The sequence below is a fragment of the Wolbachia endosymbiont (group B) of Philonthus cognatus genome (genome assembly GCF_947179345.1).
Taxonomy (GTDB): Bacteria; Pseudomonadota; Alphaproteobacteria; order Rickettsiales; family Anaplasmataceae; genus Wolbachia.
Genome location: NZ_CAMXBG010000001.1, coordinates 207817 through 227474, shown reverse-complemented (window position 1 = coordinate 227474; position 19658 = coordinate 207817). Strand labels below are relative to the sequence as shown.

16 protein-coding genes, 1 tRNA gene and 1 pseudogene are annotated in these 19658 nt (G+C 33.8%); 7 read left to right on the top strand and 11 right to left on the bottom strand.

Annotation, left to right across the window (positions count from 1 at the left end):
• The first annotated feature begins 16 nt into the window (after positions 1-16).
• Positions 17-918, top strand: a pseudogene (locus ONG78_RS08075) (IS5 family transposase).
• A gap of 149 nt (positions 919-1067) precedes the next feature.
• Here the strand turns inward: ONG78_RS08075 and ONG78_RS00975 are convergent.
• The 9 genes from ONG78_RS00975 to ONG78_RS00935 all read right to left on the bottom strand — a co-directional run bounded on the left by ONG78_RS00975 (position 1068) and on the right by ONG78_RS00935 (position 9512).
• Positions 1068-1619: a 5-formyltetrahydrofolate cyclo-ligase gene (locus ONG78_RS00975; protein WP_010403418.1), complete on the bottom strand. Its 552-nt coding sequence runs from the start codon at positions 1617-1619 to the stop codon at positions 1068-1070.
• Positions 1603-2232: a ferredoxin reductase domain-containing protein gene (locus ONG78_RS00970; RefSeq protein ID WP_264377469.1), complete on the bottom strand. Its 630-nt coding sequence runs from the start codon at positions 2230-2232 to the stop codon at positions 1603-1605. The genes ONG78_RS00975 and ONG78_RS00970 overlap by 17 nt, the downstream gene beginning before the upstream one ends.
• Before the next feature lie 33 nt (positions 2233-2265).
• On the bottom strand, positions 2266-3393 hold the full coding sequence (locus tag ONG78_RS00965; RefSeq protein WP_264377468.1) for a SurA N-terminal domain-containing protein: 1128 nt from the start codon (positions 3391-3393) through the stop codon (positions 2266-2268).
• 118 nt (positions 3394-3511) lie between these two features.
• Positions 3512-3602: transfer RNA gene (locus tag ONG78_RS00960), tRNA-Ser, on the bottom strand.
• A 98-nt stretch (positions 3603-3700) separates the two neighbouring features.
• A complete protein-coding gene (gene ppa / locus ONG78_RS00955; RefSeq protein WP_264377467.1) occupies positions 3701-4207 on the bottom strand; it encodes an inorganic diphosphatase in 507 nt (168 codons plus the stop codon).
• A 59-nt stretch (positions 4208-4266) separates the two neighbouring features.
• The gene (locus ONG78_RS00950; RefSeq protein WP_264377466.1) at positions 4267-5559 is read right to left on the bottom strand and encodes a WD1261 family protein; all 1293 of its coding nucleotides are present in this window, start codon (positions 5557-5559) and stop codon (positions 4267-4269) included.
• A gap of 112 nt (positions 5560-5671) precedes the next feature.
• The gene (gene mnmA / locus ONG78_RS00945) at positions 5672-6778 is read right to left on the bottom strand and encodes a tRNA 2-thiouridine(34) synthase MnmA (protein WP_264377465.1); all 1107 of its coding nucleotides are present in this window, start codon (positions 6776-6778) and stop codon (positions 5672-5674) included.
• Between the two features lie 227 nt (positions 6779-7005).
• The gene (locus ONG78_RS00940) at positions 7006-8073 is read right to left on the bottom strand and encodes a rod shape-determining protein (protein ID WP_019236777.1); all 1068 of its coding nucleotides are present in this window, start codon (positions 8071-8073) and stop codon (positions 7006-7008) included.
• A gap of 20 nt (positions 8074-8093) precedes the next feature.
• Entirely contained in the window at positions 8094-9512 is a 1419-nt protein-coding gene (locus tag ONG78_RS00935) for a gluzincin family metallopeptidase (protein WP_264375088.1), read from the bottom strand.
• A gap of 274 nt (positions 9513-9786) precedes the next feature.
• On the opposite strand from ONG78_RS00935, the gene ONG78_RS00930 reads away from it, so the two are divergent.
• The 3 genes from ONG78_RS00930 to ftsH all read left to right on the top strand — a co-directional run bounded on the left by ONG78_RS00930 (position 9787) and on the right by ftsH (position 13543).
• Positions 9787-10266: an OmpA family protein gene (locus ONG78_RS00930; protein WP_007302208.1), complete on the top strand. Its 480-nt coding sequence runs from the start codon at positions 9787-9789 to the stop codon at positions 10264-10266.
• Between the two features lie 142 nt (positions 10267-10408).
• Positions 10409-11701, top strand: coding sequence for a tRNA lysidine(34) synthetase TilS (gene tilS / locus ONG78_RS00925; RefSeq protein WP_264377464.1), 1293 nt, complete (start codon positions 10409-10411; stop codon positions 11699-11701).
• A gap of 12 nt (positions 11702-11713) precedes the next feature.
• Entirely contained in the window at positions 11714-13543 is a 1830-nt protein-coding gene (gene ftsH, locus ONG78_RS00920) for an ATP-dependent zinc metalloprotease FtsH (protein WP_264377463.1), read from the top strand.
• Between the two features lie 124 nt (positions 13544-13667).
• Here the strand turns inward: ftsH and ONG78_RS00915 are convergent, their stop codons facing one another.
• Positions 13668-14528 carry a hypothetical protein gene (locus tag ONG78_RS00915; protein ID WP_264377462.1) on the bottom strand — a complete coding sequence of 287 codons (861 nt, stop codon included), beginning with the start codon at positions 14526-14528 and terminating at the stop codon, positions 13668-13670.
• Between the two features lie 236 nt (positions 14529-14764).
• Between ONG78_RS00915 and ONG78_RS00910 the strand changes: the two genes are divergently transcribed.
• The 3 genes from ONG78_RS00910 (at position 14765) to ONG78_RS00900 (ending at position 17625) form a co-directional block, all read left to right on the top strand.
• Positions 14765-15259 (top strand): WBM0748 family T4SS-associated protein, encoded by a 495-nt coding sequence (locus ONG78_RS00910; RefSeq protein ID WP_149168710.1) that lies wholly within the window; start codon positions 14765-14767, stop codon positions 15257-15259.
• 284 nt (positions 15260-15543) lie between these two features.
• Positions 15544-16806: a pyruvate dehydrogenase complex dihydrolipoamide acetyltransferase gene (locus ONG78_RS00905; protein ID WP_007302203.1), complete on the top strand. Its 1263-nt coding sequence runs from the start codon at positions 15544-15546 to the stop codon at positions 16804-16806.
• Between the two features lie 57 nt (positions 16807-16863).
• Positions 16864-17625 carry a hypothetical protein gene (locus ONG78_RS00900; RefSeq protein WP_264377461.1) on the top strand — a complete coding sequence of 254 codons (762 nt, stop codon included), beginning with the start codon at positions 16864-16866 and terminating at the stop codon, positions 17623-17625.
• Between the two features lie 99 nt (positions 17626-17724).
• Here ONG78_RS00900 and ONG78_RS00895 read toward each other — a convergent pair whose 3' ends face one another.
• Positions 17725-19470, bottom strand: coding sequence for a type I secretion system permease/ATPase (locus tag ONG78_RS00895; protein ID WP_264377460.1), 1746 nt, complete (start codon positions 19468-19470; stop codon positions 17725-17727).
• Between the last annotated feature and the right edge of the window lie 188 nt (positions 19471-19658).

The following is a 19658-nucleotide window of genomic DNA, read 5'->3' as shown; positions in this document are numbered from 1 at the left end:
CTGTTGAAGAAAAAATATGCCACAAAAAATGAGAGTCAGTAACTGCCATGAATATAACAAATTTCTCCAAGAAAGAGGAAGCATTTTTTGTTATATCAATGACGCCATAGAAAATTGGTACGAGAATTGTCCAAAAATGCAGGGCGGCAACTATATTTATAGTGATAAAGTTGTGATTTTGGTGCATATAATCGTTAATCTTTTTAGAATTGGCTTAAGACAAACGGTAGGGTTTGTAAAAGGATATCTGCAACAAATAGGAAAAAATTTGCAGCTATTCACAAGCATCAAAAAAAACTTAATATTAAGATAAATGATTGCAGAAAATAATATAGAAGATATCGAAATTGCTATAGACAGTACAGGAATTAGTATATACAACAACACACAGCAAGGAAAATAGCACTGACAGAGTGGCTATGAGCAAACGAGAAAATTGCACGTAATGTTGAATATAAACAACAAAAAAGCCATAGCTGTAAAATACAGTAACGGTGTCTACTCTGATCACTTGTGATTTGCTAAAAGAAGTTGATTTTCAGCATGCCATAAAAGCACTATATGCAGATAGAGCATGTGATAGGCACAAGTTTTATAAGTTGTGTAACGAATATGATATAAAGACAAAAATTCCACCAATAAACAATGCAGCAGAACATCCAGAAATAGATTATATGTCTGACAGGAATGCTGCTATTAGGTTAATAAAATTATACGGTGAAGATGGCATGAAAGAATGGAAAAAGAAGTAAATTATGGGAAAAGATCTTATATTGAAGGTTTTTTCTCAAGATTAAAGCAAATATTCGGATTTAGTTTTAGGAATAAATCTGAGATAAATCGAGAAAAAGAACTAAATGCTATTTGCTTAATAAATTCACTGATATTGGTATGGCTAAATTTGAGATAGTTACATGAATTTAACATAAATCACCATCTCATAAAGTGTGATGCAATAAAGCCATCCCAGTGTCAGCTACTCGGATGACAAGAAAGGGAGTACAGGTTTCAATATTTGCATGCATCTGAACAGATAAGCAATTACTATCAGAAAGAGGGAGACTATGCTACTCCTTTCTATCCACTTTTTTGAGCAATCCACTTCTACATCTAACACACATCTCAGTGATTATAATATCCAATTTTTGATCATGTTTTTCTACAGGTAAATTTTTACAATATTGCTTCTCATAGGCTACACCTATAAATATTTTTCCAAGTGGCCGTAATTTTTTTATCATTTCATCATACCAACCACCGCCAAAACCTAACCTATTAAAATGATCATCAAAAGCAACAATAGGGGTAATGATTGTGTCGGGAATTATATCTTCATCTGCTTTATTCCATTCCTCAAATTTTAATAACTTATTTTTATTAGGAATTGCTACTTTATATCCTAAATCGAGTAAATGATGCATCAAAGGCACAACATTAATTTCTCCGTCTGTTGGAATGTACGCTGCTATTGTTTTACCTTTAACGCAACTTAAGTTTTTGTTAAAGAGATTAATAAGAGAATTTGCTGCATAACTAGAATAACTTTCATCAACATCTTTTCTTATGGTTCTATATTGCTTCCTTAGTTCCTCTTTGTGCTGTTTAGTGTCTTTGAACATGTTCTATCCATTTTGCAGTGAGCTTTTCTTGTAAACTATTTTGCTTCAAGCGCTCACTTAAAAAATCAAAGTCAACAAGCTCCATATCCTGGTCTTGATTATTGCAACTATAAACAAAACTTATTTCTCCTGTTTCCTTATTTATGTGTTGCTGAATACATTGAGCGCAGATTTCTTTCATCATGCACTGCATAGGAGAGTTAACTGATGATATTGCTATGTGTTTTGGTTTTAGATATGGCTTTAAAATTGTTTTTCTAGCTTCATTTATAGCTTTCATCATTTTATCAGAACCAATAGTGATGATTTTATCTATAGTGTTTAAACTAATAGTAATTTTACCTAACTTTCCTTGCTGATATGAGATTATTGCATCAACTATATTACCATGAAAGGATTTATCCTGTTCTCTGCTTGTTTCTATCAATCCTTCTTCACATGCCCAAATTACTGCACTTGATGCACGTTCTATCAGTGCTCGTTTAAATACATCACTTAATTTTTTATAGCCAGCGAAATATAAAACCTTATGATTGTTTTCAAGACATGCCTTCCCTATCGAAAATAACACTGCATTTCCAACTCCACCGCCAATGAGCATTATATTCTTCATAAACTTTTTATGGAGTAGAAAACCTCTCTAACTTCAATTAAACTGATAACTAACAGCTGCATTTTTACGCATATTATCCAATAACAGGTTGCTTTGTATCATAATCTTTTGTTGATACATTTCCTGTTTGATTGCTTCTATATCCATTGCATTATTTTTGATATCACATAACATCATCAACTTTGCAGTGCTATTTTCTCTTAATTCTACTATTTCATTCATATTTGTTTTACTAAATAAAATCTGTAAATCAGGATTTAAATTTCGCATTTTTATTTCAAACTCTTTTACGCTTGGCAACTTGAAATCATCTGCTAACTTGTCAAAATTTAAACAACTGACCTTTTGCTCCTTAAAACTAGAGAGTAAACTTTCTGAACCTTCAACTACAACCTGTTTCAGTTTTAAAGTACTTTTCAGCATTGTATGATTAAGCTGTACTTTATCTATGACTTTTATAACAGAGTAACCTTCGCTTAAACTAACCGGACCTGCTACATCACTGATTTCTAATCCTTCCAAAACGTCCTTGAGTTTACCTTTTAGCTGACTTAAATTAACGGTTGCTTTGCTCATCTTTATTGAAGATTCTGGATTATTACTGCTACGTAATTGTTTTATTAAATCTTCAGCCATCTTCTGATCAGGAATTACAAACTCCTGAAATGTAATAAGGTAGTCAGGTTTCTCTTTTTGTTTTCTTACATCGTCCACTTCTTTATCGCTGATATTGACAAGTGGCACAATTCCTACTTCAATAATCTTGTTCCACAGTAGCTGACACTTTACTTGTTTTTTTAGGGTATTGAGATCTATATTATGCTTTTTTACGTATTGATCAACTTCATCAGCCTCAAGTTTTAAACTTTGAGTTAAGAATAACGTGACAGCATTATTTAACTCCTCGTTACTCAATTCTATATTCATCTTCTGTGCTTCGCTGACAATGATAATTTCGTCTATTAACTGTCTTAGAATTTGAGATTTTACCTCTTTTTGATTAATCTTCTGAGTGCCAAGCAATGAATTTATGAAGTTTATACGTCTTTCGATATCTAAATTTGAAATTGGCTCACCATTTACATCTGCAACAATTTCAATCTCAGTTGCAAGTAACCTAAGCGGCAGCATTATTAATATCAAAATTAGTATTTTATGCATATAAAATTATTTAGCTAATAACTAATTCTATAATAAATACTGAATAAACGCTAGCTAACTTTTTAATAATTAAAAAAGAGGATGAAATTACTGTAATGAATACCTAAACAATAATATACGGAAGGAGAGGGATTCGAACCCTCGATACGACTTTTCAATCGTATAACGGTTTAGCAAACCGCCGCCTTCAGCCGCTCGGCCACCCTTCCAAATTATTACTATAATATCAAGACCTTTACTGCCTGTCTAATGCTTTTAACCGCAACATAAAAAACAACAATATTTTTCTGAGCAGCTCTAATGCAAACTAATTTCTACTTTTTTCAATGATTTTTTTTGCTTCTTCTACATCAGCCCATTCTCCAACTGTCACTGTTTTTCCCTTTTCTAGATCTTTATAATGAGAAAAGAAATGAACAATTTTATCTAATAGATTTTTAGGTAAGTCAGAATAGTTCTTTATATTGTCATAATAGCTGTCAACACTGGAAATGGGCACCGCTAATATCTTTTCATCCTCTCCTTTTTCATCTTTAGTGAGTAATGCACCTACTGGACGCACCGATATCAAAACTCCAGGCGCTAAAGGAAATTGAGTTAGTACCAAAATATCCACAGGATCACCATCACCTGAACAGGTGTTTGGTACAAATCCATAATTGCAAGGATAAGTCATTGAAGTAGACAAAAATCTGTCAACTTGTAATAATCCGAGCTCTTTATTAAATTCATACTTTACAGGCTCAGCATTTGCGCCTATTTCAATTACCACATTCACCGCATTTGGTCCCGCTGTTATTTTACTTAAATCCATGGATTACCTCTTAACTTAAGAATAAGCATTATACAATATGTGCTTTTAAGTTGCCACATTTATGTAGTTCTGAGCTTATTTGCATGGAGCGGTTCTAATTTTTTCTTCCGCACATCATCGACTGTTGAAAGTGGTGGTTCCTGTGGTGGTTTCAATAATTGAGATAAGGCATATATTACCACAATAGTCAGCACTGCAGCAATTATTAGATTAGTTTGTGGATTCATTGAGTTAAACAATTTTTGTTCCATAAGGAAATAGTCAGCAGCATATAATCCAACAGATAATATAAACATGCCTAAAGCTAATTTACAAAATGTGTTTTTATGATTTTTGTTTTTTTTGTTATTGATAGTAGAGTTTAGTCTGCATTCACTTTGTGGCACTGAGTAATACGTATTCTCAGGGTTTGTTACTAATTGTTCAAATGCATCACTATTTTGGTTTTTTAGTAGTTGCTCTAGAGTACGTTTGATATTTTTAGGATATAGAGAATCTTGACTGTCTTGCTCTCTTGCAGCTGTAAATGTCCCGTTCAATTCACTTATACCTCTATAATTAAGTGTATACTTGGTGAATCCATTTCTATACGGTAACTCAATTTTTCTTAATACGTTTATTAACTGTAAGATGTAACTGTAATACAGTGGTGTGTTGATTACTCTAGCTTTCTCATTAATATATTGATTGAGTGATAAAATATCTCCATTTCCAGTACATGTAGAAAATATACCATAACTAGAAAATAGTAATGCTATGTCTTTATCTATTTTTATACTGTGAATCGAGTAATAATGATTTATTACCTCTTTACATAAGCTAAACTCTTTATCAAATTCATTTGCATAGCTTATTTTGAGTAACTTTTTAACATTATTGAGTACTTGTTTCTCAAAGTCATCATTATTGTTAAATAGAGCTTCACCTTTCGGATTTGCTAGAATATTAAAAAGCTTTAGTTTTTTTTGATCTTCTGTCAATTCTACTTGATCTACAATTTCCCTTAGCAGTTTCTTCGAAGTGTCACAAAGAGTAGGTATTTTTTTACTTTCAACTGCAGCATATATTTTATCAATTACTTCTTGAGTATTGAACTGAGCATTTTCTGCAAGAACTCTATAAGCTTGAACATAAATTAAAAACAATCCTTGTAGACTAAATTTTAAGTTAAAATATTTATCTAATGGCTCTTGTTCTTTTTTATTAATGAATTCGAATAGACCTATATGATTTCTGCAATCCATGCAATGATGTAAGTCAGCATGTTGAAAACTGCCCAAACGAATAAATGCGGCTTCTAGTAAATTGCCCTTACCAACAATTTTTATTAACTCTTCAACTTCTTTAACCATCCCTCTAGTCCACAATATAATAATTATCTTTATAGTATAAAGAATATAGGATAAAACAGCAATAAATTTTATTGTATGTTTACATTCTGCATTAAAAAATTAAACCACCAAGTTAGGAGCATATCCAACCTCCACCTATAACTTGTTCGCCCTTATATGCTACACAGGCTTGACCTGGACTGATGCCAAAGTAATCGTCGTTTAAAATTACACAGGCTTTGTTCTTTTCGTCAGTTGAATATATTGTCGCTAAGCTTCCTGCATGTGATGACCTAAGCTTCACAGTTACTTCCATGCCTTCTTTTGGTTGTTCTAACCAATTTAACTCTTTGACCAATATCTTTTTTTGCATTAGAGCATTGATCGGGCCTACTACAACTTCATTATTTTCTGTATTAATTTTTATCACGTAAAGAGGCTCATTGTGTGCGATGCAGAGGCCTCTTCTCTGTCCCACTGTAAAATTTACTATGCCGCTGTGCTCACCTAGCACTTTTCCATGAATATCTACTATTTTACCTTTCTGTACAGATTGTGGAGCTAATTTAGCTATTGTTTTACTATAGCTTTCGGAAACAAAGCATATATCTTGACTATCCGGCTTTTCAGAGATTTGTAAGCTAAAATATTTTGCTAATTTTCTTATATCACTTTTATAGAACTCACCTAGTGGAAATCGCAAAAGCTTTAACTGCTCCTCAGTTGTAGCAAACAAAAAATAACTTTGATCTTTACTTTTATCAATACTTCTGCACAACTTTACCTCACCATTTTCTTCTAATCTTCTTACGTAATGTCCTGTTACGAGCACATCCGCACCAAGATTTTTTGTGACTTGCAATAGATCACGGAATTTTACTGTTTGGTTACATCTTACACATGGTATGGGGGTTTCCCCACGCATATAGGTATTTGCAAAATCCTCTATTACTTCCTTTTTGAATATTTCCTCGTAGTTTAAAATATAGTGGGGAAAGCCAACACTTTCAGCCACGTATTTGGCATCATAAATATCCTGTCCAGCGCAGCATGCACCCTTTCTCGCATTACCATCACTGCCATAGAGCTGAAGAGTCACACCTATCACTTCGTACCCAAGGTTATACAGCAGTGCTGCAGCAACGGAGCTATCAACTCCCCCGGACATTGCAACAATAGCCTTAGTTTGATGCGGAGCTTTATCTTTTAATAAAGGTTCAATTTCAAATTCTTTTAGCATATAATTTATAAACACAAACCTGGTGTCAAGCACTGGAATCGAGTTTCTATTACACAATTTCATCGAAACAGCGTACTTATTTGTAGTCAAGTTCCAGTGTCAAGCGCTGGGATGACACCCCTTCCTGCTGGAAGTTGCCTTTAAATTACTTGGTGCGTGGCACTGGGATCTCATTTATATTACATAATTCCATCAAAACAATTCGATAAACTGCCTTCAAAAACAATTTAATCTTGCTTGAATAAAACATGGCCAAAATAGTCCATGTTTTCAAGTACTTTTCCGCTACCCAGGGCAACACAACAAAGTGGATCATCTGCAACACGAACTGGTAATTTTGTTGTTTCACTAATAACTTTACTCAAGTTGCGCAATAACCCACCTCCACCAGATAAAATTATTCCTCTATCAACTATATCAGAAGAAAGTTCAGGTGGAGTACTCTCCAGTGCAGTTCTAATAGCAGAAATTATCTGATGTACAGGCTCTATTAGGCTCTCTGCAACTTGATATTCTGATAAAAGCATTTCTTTTGGCATACCACTCACTAAATCCCTGCCTTTAATTATCATTCCCTCTTTGTTGTTTTCAACTGGCAGACTGGCTGAACCGACGTTTTTCTTAATTTTTTCAGCAGTTGTTTCGCCAATCAATAACTTATGATTTTCACGAATGTATGACTTTATTGCCTCATCCATAATATCGCCACCTACTCTGGCAGAACGTGAATAAACAATTCCACCTAAAGAAATAATTGCAACTTCAGTTGTACCACCTCCTATGTCAACAATCATAGAACCTTCAGGTTCGGTAACTGGAAGTCCAGCCCCAATTGCTGCAGCCATTGGTTCTTCAATTAAGAATACTTCATTTGCACCAGCACTTTCTGCTGCATCTTGTATAGCACGCCTTTCAACTGGGGTAGATCCAGATGGAACACATATGATAATACTAGGCTTATTAACAGTGAATCTTGTGTTTGCGCTGCGTATGAAATATTTTAACATTTCTTCCGCGCTTTTAAAATCAGCAATAACTCCGTCTTTCAAGGGCCTTATCGCTTCTATTTCTCCAGGTGTTTTTCCGAGCATCATCTTAGCTTTTTTGCCAAAAGCATAAGGAACGTAACTTCCTTTTTCTTTTACTCTTGCTACAACTGAGGGTTCATCAAGCACTATCCCCTGATTTTTCTGATAAACTAAAGTATTTGCAGTACCAAGATCTATAGCAATATCGCTAGCAAATAAACCTTTGAAAGTAAAAAAATTTCTGATTAAATTCTGAACAAAACTCATACACAACTCAAGAAAACCATTTATTGAGACAAATTATACTTTTCAGATAAGTAACTAGTGTAGCACTCAATATCTAAATCCCTACCTGTTACCTTTTTTAGCTGTTCCAAAAAGCCATAATTTGCACTATATACATTTTTAGAGAACCAATCGATAAGTAAACTGAAATCTCCTTTTACTATAGAATCTAAAAATTCGTAATGATTTTTCTTAATGAAAGAAAAAAACTGCACAGCAGCGATTAACGCTATGACTTTAATAGGAAAGTAGCCTATAACACCACTTATCCAATACTCATCTTGAAAATAAGTGTCTAGCTCATTTTTAGCTTTTACTGAAATCTTGTAATGCTTCATACCTTCCAACCATTTATCGTGTAGATCTTTAACTTCTAACGTACCATTTATTAGATCTTGTTCTAATTTAGTTCTTAGCATAATGTGAGCCAATAAACTAAATTCATCCGCATTCTTCAAAAAAGATGAAAGATTTACTTTATTGAAAATCAAATACAAATTTTCAACACTACTATTAATTTTGCCTTTTGTAGAAAGTTTCTCCTTTATGTGTGGTTGAATGAACTCAATAAATTCTCTGGATGTTCCAATGATCCTTTCCATGAATAACCCTTGAGTTTCATACATAATATGTTTTGTAATTGAGCTCTTTATAGAATTTTGCGCTAAACATTTTTGATGAATTGCATAACCAGTATGCCGTAAAAGTAAAAATAAACCATAACAAAGGTCAGATTCATCATAATCGATAGAATCGTAATAAGAAATGGAAATCTCATTTGGTGTAACACTCATTTGCTGTAAGAATAAGGAACCAAGTTCAATCTGTCTCTGAACCGTAACTTTTTGTATATTAGTAACCTTATCCTTCTTCTGCTTTTGAGTTACTTTCTCTACATTTTCACTAAAAAATTTACCTAGCTTAGGAAATATTTCCTTTATGTTCTTTTCTGTGATATTAGAGTCATAGTCAGCAAGCAATGACTCATAGTTTGAGCGCTTTAATTGCTGCGATTTTATAGAAGCTGCTTCACGAGTAAGCTTAATTAGGTTAGTAAAGCATTCTTTCAGCTTTTCTAAGTTACTAATTTCAGAATTAGTTAGCCTCCATAAGTTTTGGCATTCAATCTTAGCTTTGGACAAAGATTTTACTAAATCAACAGGAATAGCACTGCTGCTTTTGTGTATCCCCTCTATTAACTTTAGCTGCTGAATATTAGCACTCTTTTTATTCCTAAGAGCATTCGCTAATGATTCCTTTATTGCATCATGAGAGATAATTTCATGTCTGATTTCCTCTAGAAGACACATTTGTTCAACTTTGTCCTCTACATTCAATTGGCTTTTGCTTAGTAGTTTTAGTGTGTTTTCGATATTCCTTACCTTATGTAATACTTCCTCTAAAAACTTATAAGATCTCATTTTTATTCATTGCTTTGAAACATCTGCTTAATATCGTAATAGATTAATAATAAAGTTAAAAGTATATTTGCTTAAAGTACAATAAAAAATTGTATTTTTATTCTTTTATTGTACTTCATTGCTAAGAATTGAGCATCTTATCAGAAAATTAATTATAAGATTGTAAAGAAAACATTTAGTATTTTATTTCCCTTGACTCTATTCTAGTATAGAGGGATTATTAGTACTAAAATTAAAATTACGCACTATATTTTAAATTTATGGAGGTTTAGTGATGTGGAGTAGACTGATTATAATGTGTTGTTTTTGTTTACTGCTTACTGGTGTAAGTTCTTGCCCTAAAAAAGGAGTAAATACGACAAATAAAATGAATGCTGTTGTTAAGCAGATAGGTGATAAAAGAGTTTTCTTTGGTTATGATGAATCTAGTATCAGTGAAGTGAGTGCAGATGCATTACTTGACGTGATGGAAGTGTTACAAAATAATCCTGACGCAAAGGTCACTTTAACTGGTCATACTGACAATCGTGGTTCTCACGAGTATAATCTTGCACTAGGAGCTAGAAGAGCAGATGCAGCTAAAAAATTTATGGTCAGCTGTACACCTTATCTAGAAAATAGAATAAAAACTGCTTCTAAAGGTGAAACTGAGCCTTTGGTTAATGTAAAAGATGATTCTAGAAATTCTAAATATGAAAAAGAGCATGCTAAAAATCGTAGAGTGGAATTTTCATTTTCTGGAATAAAGAAGTAGTTTCTTGCATTAAAACCTGGATCCCAGTGTCAAGCACTGGGATGACAAAAGAGAGCAATTCCGCTGCTTGTTAGCGGGATCTATATATACCACAAATAAGTCGCTGTATGACGTAGAGACTATCTGGCCATCAAGAAACATAATGAAATTAGAGTTATTATTTCAAAATATAGCTAATAGTTTTGCTTTCCATAACCAAATCGCAGTTGCAGTATCAGGTGGTGTAGATAGTATAGTCTTACTGCATTTAATGACTAACTGGGCAAAAAAAAACAAGCTTTCACTTCCTATAGCATTAACAGTAAATCATGGGTTACGTTCAGAGTCTCAAAAAGAAGCTGATTTTATTATAAGTTATGCAAAAGAACTTGGAGCAAAGGAATCGTTCATATTAAATTGGGAGAAGCAAAATATTAAAGGTAATATTCAGTTACAGGCACGAAAAGCACGATATAAGTTACTAGCAGAGTGGTGTAAAAACAATAATGTTAAATGTTTGCTCGTTGCTCATCACAAAGATGATCAAGCAGAAACGTTCTTATTAAGATTGGAGCGAGGTAGTGGAGTAGATGGATTATCATCAATGGATTACAAATCTTTCTTAAATGGTATTTATATATTTAGGCCGTTGTTAAATTTTAGTCGTAGTGAAATAGAAAAGTACGCTAATCTTCACCGGTTAAAATGGATCGAAGATAGAAGCAATTATGACTTAAAATACAGACGAACTTTATACCGTAACTTACTTAAAGCAAGTGACAATCAAGAGATTTTAACAGAGCGAATATGCCTCACAGCCCTTCATATGAAAAGAGCTGCAAAAGCGTTGATGCACTACACACGCCTTGCACTTAATGACTGCGTTAATATTCATGATCTTGGTTATATTGAAATTAAACTAGATGAACTTTATAAACTGCCAGAGGAAATAGCTTTAAGACTTCTTCTTTATTCTATAATGGCAATTGTCAACAAGCACTATAAACCAAGGTACCGTAGCCTTATCGCAATATTTAATAGAATATTGCAACAAAATAGTGATGTTAATTGCACACTCTATGGATGCAAAATAAGAAAATATGGAGAAAGTATTCTGATAATGAGAGAATCGTCAAAGATACAGGAAATTACTGTACACTTACCATTAAATGGTTCTATTGAATGGGATAACAGGTTTAGCTGCACAATATTTGGAGATCAGGAGTGTTCAGTAACTATTGCTCCACTAAAGAAAACACAAAAAATCCCTGAATTTCTAAAAAATTATGATTATTGCTCTGAAGTTTACTATTCTTTGCCTACAGTACAAAAAGATGGAAAGATGCTTGCTTATCCTGATGTAAATTATAACGGAAAAAATACCGATGATGATAAGGTTCGATTCATTATTAATAGCACGATAAAACAAAATTTGGTAAGCTTGATTAGTATTTAATTAGAAATGTAAATGAAAAAATTTTTAGAAGGCTTATTGATCTGGTTAGTGATTATTGTTCTTATTTCAGTTGCTTATATTCAATTTAGCGGAAGTATAGGTAAGAGTAAAACAACCATACCTTTTTCAGAATTTTTAACTAGACTAGAAGAGAATGATATAGAAAATATTACAATAAGAAACCAAAGCATCGAAGGGAAGTTTAGGGATGGGTCAGCCTTTAACTCAAGTGGTGTTATATATAGTGACTTAATAAAAAGTTTGCATGATAGGAAAGTGAAGTTCTCCTTTTCAATTGGAGACTCTGCAATAGGTATCATTGGTGGATTACTTATTCAATGGGTTCCGACGCTTATCTTTATCGGTTTATTACTTTTCCTTTTTAAACAAACGCAAGCAGGAGGTAATAGAACTATAAGCTTTGGCAAATCAAAAGCTAGACTTATGACTACTGGAAAAAAAGTGACATTTGATGATGTTGCTGGGATTGATGAAGCAAAAGAAGAGTTGGTTGAAATTGTTGATTTTCTTAAACAAAGGCAAAAATTTCAAGTGTTAGGTGGGAAGATACCAAAAGGATGTCTTTTAATTGGTTCCCCTGGAACTGGTAAAACTCTACTTGCTCGTGCAATTGCAGGTGAAGCTAATGTACCGTTTTTTAGTATTTCTGGATCTGATTTCGTTGAAATGTTTGTCGGTGTTGGTGCAAGCCGTGTTCGTGATATGTTTGATCAAGGTAAGAAAAATGCTCCTTGTATAATTTTCATAGACGAAATAGATGCAGTGGGTAGGCATCGCGGCATTGGTCTTGGTGGCGGTAATGATGAAAGGGAACAAACATTAAATCAATTACTGGTTGAAATGGATGGTTTCGAGTCTAATGAAGGTGTGATAATAGTTGCTGCAACTAACCGTCCAGACGTCCTAGATCCAGCACTACTTAGACCTGGTCGTTTTGACCGACAGATTACTATTTCTTTACCTGATATAAATGGGCGTGAGAGAATATTAAATACGCATATAAAGAAAATATCGATAGCACCAGATGTAAACGTAAAAACAGTTGCGAGGGGAACGCCAGGTTTTTCAGGGGCTGATCTAGCAAATTTAGTGAATGAGTCTGCGCTTATTGCTGCAAGAAGAAATAAGAAAATTGTTACCATGGATGATTTTGAGTATGCACGTGATAAAGTGATGATGGGCATGGAAAGAAGGTCCTTAGTCATTACAGAAGAAGAAAAAAAGCTTACTGCTTACCATGAAGCTGGTCATGCAGTAGTTTCAGTTAATATGCCTGCTTCTGATCCTATACACAAAGCAACAATTATTCCACGTGGTAGAGCACTCGGTTTAGTTATGAGACTACCAGAAACAGATAGAGTGTCCCTCACAAGAGAAAAGATGCTAGCAGATATAACTGTTGCAATGGGTGGACGTGTGGCAGAAGAGCTAATTTTTGGCTATGATAAAGTCACAAGCGGTGCATCTTCAGATATAAAACTAGCATCAGATTTATCACGTTCTATGGTGACAAAATGGGGAATGAGCGACAAAATAGGTCCGATCTATCATAATCGCGAACAAATCACACATGATTCTGAGACAATTTCTGAAGATACGTTAAGACTTATAGATGAGGAAGTAAAGAAAGTCGTATTTTCTTGCTATGAAAAAGCAAAAGACATTTTAACCAAGCGTAGGAAAGACTTGGAGCTCATTGCTGAAAATCTACTGGAGTTTGAAACTTTAACAGGAGATGAAATAAGAGACATATTAAGTGGAAAAAAAATTGTTAGAAATGAAAATGAAGGTAAGGAAGAGGTAAGGAGATCCTCTCTCTAATCAGATCTGGCTTTATTTAACCGCTAAAACAAAAATTTTTAATTAATTAGCTTAAGTTATAAGATCATAGTTAAGCCGATGTATTTTATAAATGGACTTTTCTGAACATTCTTCCAATTTTTTTCTAAATAACTCTTTGCCTATTTAAATAAGTATGTTCAGTATTAGAGCTTTCCAGACCGCTACTAGGAGAAAGATTAGGTTCTTGCATCTCTATTAGCTTTAATACAGGAGCAGTTCCTGCTACAATAGCTCCTATAACAGCAGTAGCACCCATGATGAGAAGAATCGGTTCTGCAGTGGTGATTACACAAAGCTCAATACATAAACCAGCAATGACCATACCAACCATTATACCAATGAAAGCACCTACAATTATGGATGAAACTACACCAATTAATTCTCCTATTTTTGAACTAAGTGGTACTTCTCTTTCACGTCTAATACGCCTAATATAGCGTGACCTCATTTGTCCTCTCATTATTACATTTTCATCCCTGTTTCCAAAGAGATTCAATGACGCTTCTCTTTCTCTAATAAAATTTGGCCGCATTTGTTGTTCTCTTGCCCTTCTTCGCTCTCTCATTATTATGTTTTCCTCAAAGAGGTTTAGTGGTACTTCTCTCTCACCTCTAATTCTAACATGATTTAGCTGTGCTTGTTCTACTAATAACCTTATTGTACTTTTTATTTCATTTAGCGGTGCTCTTCCTCCAATATCCTTAATTGCCTTCTCAAATTTTAATAGCGACTTGTTATTTAGTCTGACATTATTCTGAGAATCACAAACAATAACCCAATCTAAAATTGGCTTTTTTTGACCACCATACTCTATATAATCATTAATGTGTTCCTTTAGTTTTTTAATTATCTCTACTGCTCTTGTTTCCATAGCTTCTATGGCGCTATCTTCACTTTCTATGAGTATATTGAAAACAATTCCTAATAACTCCTGTTGTAAATCCTTTCCTTCTTTAATATTCATAATTAGCCTCAACTTTTATATGCTATTTTGCCAAAATAATTTTACCAAATAAGTAATATATATACAATAATTCTCGTTTAAAAATTTTTTTACATTGGCTTATCTCAGTTATGTTTTAGGATGTAAAAGCTTCTTACTTTAATAATTTATTAAAGTAAACCATATATGGATTGCTATTTAGGAGCAGCTGTTGTACTTTAATCAGAAGGTACAGTAATGTAAGAAGGAGGTACTTTATGTCTTTAAAAAATGAAATTTCTGAATTGATAGAGCAACAGCTTGGCATTAAATATCATGACAATTGCTTAGCTTACACTATCCATAATTCGGCTGCAGGTGAAATATCCGATTCTATTGCTCTTTGCATAGTTGGCTGTGGCGATTGTGAGATTAAGTATCAAGGTATTGCTAATTCATTTAACATAACGAAAGAAGAAATTAACCAAAGTAATATAGAAAGCATAAAAAATAAGATAGAAAGTGAAGCTAGAAAAGAAGGTAGTGAATTTTCCGAGTTGATTTCTAGAATGGATCAATCGCTGAAAGAACAAAGTGAAAAGTCTATTATACAGATTTTAAATTCATCTGCTGAAGAGATGTTAAGGAGTTTTTGTGGTAGTTCTATACAGAGAACAGAGGATAAAGAAGTTAGTCTGTCCTCTGCTTCACATGAAGAGCCTGCTACAGAAGATTCGGAAACTACTATTAATTCTGATCTTTTATCAATTTAACCAGCTCCTCATATAAATTTTTTCTGTACCCAAGCTATATGTTTGTGAGAGGATAGTAAGCACTACATTTTTCTATTTCCATTATAACAGATTCGTCTATTTTCATGATGATCTTACTATTTGTACTCTGTCTAGGACTAAGCAATAGAAATAGTAGGATAACAGTAGTCAACCAAGATTCCAGCATCACGTACTAGGATGATATAAGTATCATAATTTACGATTAGATTGACATAGGGTAAAGAGTAAATTAAAAATTAAATAGATCTTTTAATACAGAATAAATGCCTATAGAAATATTGATGCCTGCTCTTTCCCCAACAATGAGTAAAACTGGAGGAAAAATTGTAAAGTGGTGTAAAAAAGAACAAGATAAAGTTGAAATAGGTGATGTAATCGCTGAAATTGAGACTGATAAAGCCATAATGGAGTTTGAATCTGTCGATGAAGGAGTTTTGGCAAAAATTTTAGTGTCGGAAGGAACAAGTGGCGTGCCTGTAAATCAACTGATAGCTCTAATGTTAGAGGAAGGGGAAGATAAAAGCGCACTTGATTTAGCTTCTGCCATCAATACCAAGGTTGAGAAGGAGGTTGAAGCCGATTTTTCAGTATCATCCAACCCTTCGATTTCATCTAGCTCTTTAATGTCATCCCAGTGCGTGACACTGGGATCTAAAAAAGAGGATAGAGCAACAGAAAATAGAATAAAAGTAAGCCCCTTAGCTAAAAAAATAGCTCAAAATGAAGGTGTTGATATAAAGCGATTAAAAGGTACAGGTCCATATGGTCGTATCATCAAAGCTGATGTATTAGAATTTTTAGATCAAACTAAAAGCTATGAGAGATTTGAGGAAAATACAACAGTTGAAGTAAGTAATATGCGCCAAGTGATAGCGCAGCGCCTAGTTGAATCTAAGCAAAATATTCCACACTTTTATTTAACTGTAGACTGCCACGTTGATAAGCTAATATCGCTCAAAAATGAGGTTAATTCAGCAAATGAGAACAATAAAGTAACAATTAATGACTTAATTATAAAAGCTGTGGCTTTCAGCATGAAAAAATTTCCTGATATAAACTCATCGTGGATAGATACTAAAATAGTAAGATACTCAAATATAGATATCTCAATTGCTGTAGCGCTTGAGGATGGACTGATTACTCCTATAGTAAAAAATGCTGATGAAAAAAGTGTTTTATCTATATCAAAAGAAGTGAAAGATTTAGTAAATAGAGCAAGATCTGGAAAATTAAGGCCTGAAGAATTTCAAGGAGGAGGGTTTACCATTTCTAATTTAGGCATGTTTGGTATAAAAACTTTCAGTGCTATAATCAATCCACCACAGTCTTGCATTATGGCTGTCGGCGCATCTAAAAAACAACCAGTTGTCATAAGTGAAAAAATAGAGATAGCAGAGGTAATGACAGTTACTCTCTCTGTTGACCACAGAGCAGTTGATGGAGCACTCGGAGCAAAATTTTTAAATGCCTTTAAGTACTATATAGAAAACCCTACGGTGATGCTTCTTGAGCCTTTATTATTATAATAAAATTAATACCTCTTAGTTTATACTTTTATTAGTTAATAGGTTTAGAGGTAAAATATGACTTATAAAAAGATAGAAAAACGTAGTATATCTTTTGATGCTACAAAATCAAAATTTTCAAACGATAGGTTTCAAATAGATTCCTCATCTAATGAGTCAATAGATACCATTGGTAAAAAATTTAAGTATGAAGTGAAACTTCCAGGTGTTATTCACACTACAACAAGAAAAAATAATGTTGGAAGCGGATTAAATGAGTTTGATCTAAGAAAGAAAAATGAAAACTCTTTCAAGACACCAATAAAGAATATTGAAGAATCAGATAGTAAGAGAAACCAAAGTCATTTGCTGTTTCAGGAGGACTCATTTCCAGAACTACCAGCATGTGCATATAAGCCAGCACTGCTGCCAAAACCATCAAAAGAAAAAATAAAGGAAGCTGTAGATAAAATGCGCAATAATAGAAAAGCTCATAATTCTGCAAGTGTTGAAAATGGTGTTAGTTCAGACAGGTTCAAAGTGCGCCCGTTCTTATGTAGTGATATAGATGGATATGTAGCTCCTGACAAACGTGACCGTAATCTAGAAAGGTGTAGGGTTACACATGATAGCAGTAAGCTTGAAGCACAAATGGAAAGAAAGCATGGGTTTCAATCAGATCCAAGTGTTAAGCATGTAAAGGCTGATACTGTAGTATGTTCTATTACTAAAGGTCATGACAAAAAAGGCGTTAAATCTGATGTCTCATATACACAAGAGCCTACATCAGAAATGTCTAAGGTTAATGTGAGAGAATTAGCAAATAGGTTCCGCGGCTAATCATTATTGGATTTTTCGAATAACAATTGCTTAAGATTTTATAAACTGTGCATATAGTACTCTATAAGAGAAAGAGAAGTGTGACAACTTCTCTCTTTCTTAACCACTTGCTGAAGAACGTTTATCTTCTGTGGCATCTGGTGATGGAGCAACTAATCTGCTCAAAATCTCATCTTTTGGTCCCATAGCATAAATAACACCATCTGACATGATAATCACTTTATCAACTACGGATAGTAATGGTAGCTTATGAGTGATGATAACAGTGGTAGTATTTTGCTCTCTTGCAACATTGATTGCATTAATCAAGCGCGCCTCTCCATTACTGTCTAAGTTAGCATTCGGTTCATCAAGCACTAAAAGCTTAGTATTACCATAAAAAGCCCTTGCAAGTCCAAGAAGCTGTTTTTGGCCACCAGAGAGTATTACTCCTCCAGGTCCTCCTATTGTTGTATCATACCCATTTGGTAAGCTCAGTATTAATTCATGTATTCCTGCAATTTTTGCTGCTTTGATTATTTCTTCAGGATTTGGGTCTGGTCTCATGCGAGCAATATTAGCTTTAACACTAGTGTTGAACAACTCAATATCTTGAGGTAAGTAGCCAACATAATTACCAAAATTTTCTCGATTCCAAGTGTATACATCAGCACCATCTAGTCTGACTACACCAGATATGGGTTTCCATACACCAACAATTAGCTTGGCAATGGTGGACTTACCAGAAGCGCTTGCGCCAATAACACCAACTACATCCCCTGGTTCTATTAAAAATGATATTCCTTTTACTGTTGGCTTATTACTCCCATAAGGAGTAAAGAATACTCTATCAAATTCCAACTTCCCTTCAGGCTCTGGTAGAGCCATAGTTTGCTCTCTTTTTGGTGATGTTAGGATAAGTCTTTGCAGCCTGCCATATGACATTTTGGCTTGATTTAAAAATTTCCAAGTATAAACTGCTGCATCAAATGGAGCCAATACTCTACCCATCAAAATTGAGGCAGCAATGATACTACCAGCAGTTTTGTGAGCTGTGATTGCGAGTAATGCACCTGTTCCAATTACTGAAATTTGGAGAGTCGAGCGTAAAAACTTAGTAATCCCAGTAATCACATTAGAACGATTCTGCGCTGTAACTTGCATTGCACGATTTTGATCATTCCGTTTACACCAATCAGAAACTATAAATTCTGACATACCCATAGCTTCAACCACCTCTGCATTTCGTGTTGCAACATCTATAGCATTAATATTACGTATAGTTTCTTCATTGGTTTCTCTCAATATACGCTTAGTAGCAAGTTCATTCCATACTGCCATTGAAACTAATATAATAATTCCGGCAATAGCTATAAACCCTGTAGAGGTATGTATCATAAAGATGAAAACAAGGTAAATTAACGACCATGGAGTATCAAATAGTGAAAATATACCATTTCCTGTAATGAAATTTTTTATTACCCCAAGATCTCGTATTGCTTCACCGCTGGAAGTTGAGCTCTGCACTGATGTTAGCCTAATTGACCTTACTATTAGGTCTGGTGTTGCAGTTTTATCAATCCAGTCGCCAATTTTTGCCATGGCTAAATATCGACAAGTTTCAAGCATTGCAGAACATGCAAACGCAGATAAAGTAATAATCGTCAGCATAACTAATGTTGATACACTCTCGCTCGATATCACTCGATCAAGTACCTGAGAAGTATAGAGTGGCAAAAATAACATCAACGCATTAATCCCTGAACTAAACCAGAAAATGAACCAAAACGCACTCTTGCATTTCTCTAGACAAGTGTATAGTATACTTTGCTTTAATTCTTTTTTTATTGATGGAGTAATTTCCACAATCTTCCTTTTAACTTAACTATATGCACCATATATAACTTTTATTTCAAAAGTATTAACAGCTATTGCCTTACCCTATCGTTAATATAATAAAATGTTAACATATGCGAATAGGAAAACATAAACTTTTTTATAGCAAGACTATCTAATTCCTTCTCTACTATAATCTTATACGATAGCCTTGCCAA

Bases quoted from the DNA above. Each gene is read 5' to 3' on its own strand.
- ONG78_RS00975 (WP_010403418.1), bottom strand. From the start codon at position 1,619: ATGTTCAAAGACACTAAACAGCACAAAGAGGAACTAAGGAAGCAATAT.
- ONG78_RS00970 (WP_264377469.1), bottom strand. From the start codon at position 2,232: ATGAAGAATATAATGCTCATTGGCGGTGGAGTTGGAAATGCAGTGTTA.
- ONG78_RS00965 (WP_264377468.1), bottom strand. From the start codon at position 3,393: ATGCATAAAATACTAATTTTGATATTAATAATGCTGCCGCTTAGGTTA.
- ppa (WP_264377467.1), bottom strand. From the start codon at position 4,207: ATGGATTTAAGTAAAATAACAGCGGGACCAAATGCGGTGAATGTGGTA.
- ONG78_RS00950 (WP_264377466.1), bottom strand. From the start codon at position 5,559: ATGGTTAAAGAAGTTGAAGAGTTAATAAAAATTGTTGGTAAGGGCAAT.
- mnmA (WP_264377465.1), bottom strand. From the start codon at position 6,778: ATGCTAAAAGAATTTGAAATTGAACCTTTATTAAAAGATAAAGCTCCG.
- ONG78_RS00940 (WP_019236777.1), bottom strand. From the start codon at position 8,073: ATGAGTTTTGTTCAGAATTTAATCAGAAATTTTTTTACTTTCAAAGGT.
- ONG78_RS00935 (WP_264375088.1), bottom strand. From the start codon at position 9,512: ATGAGATCTTATAAGTTTTTAGAGGAAGTATTACATAAGGTAAGGAAT.
- ONG78_RS00930 (WP_007302208.1), top strand. From the start codon at position 9,787: ATGTGGAGTAGACTGATTATAATGTGTTGTTTTTGTTTACTGCTTACT.
- tilS (WP_264377464.1), top strand. From the start codon at position 10,409: ATGAAATTAGAGTTATTATTTCAAAATATAGCTAATAGTTTTGCTTTC.
- ftsH (WP_264377463.1), top strand. From the start codon at position 11,714: ATGAAAAAATTTTTAGAAGGCTTATTGATCTGGTTAGTGATTATTGTT.
- ONG78_RS00915 (WP_264377462.1), bottom strand. From the start codon at position 14,528: ATGAATATTAAAGAAGGAAAGGATTTACAACAGGAGTTATTAGGAATT.
- ONG78_RS00910 (WP_149168710.1), top strand. From the start codon at position 14,765: ATGTCTTTAAAAAATGAAATTTCTGAATTGATAGAGCAACAGCTTGGC.
- ONG78_RS00905 (WP_007302203.1), top strand. From the start codon at position 15,544: ATGCCTATAGAAATATTGATGCCTGCTCTTTCCCCAACAATGAGTAAA.
- ONG78_RS00900 (WP_264377461.1), top strand. From the start codon at position 16,864: ATGACTTATAAAAAGATAGAAAAACGTAGTATATCTTTTGATGCTACA.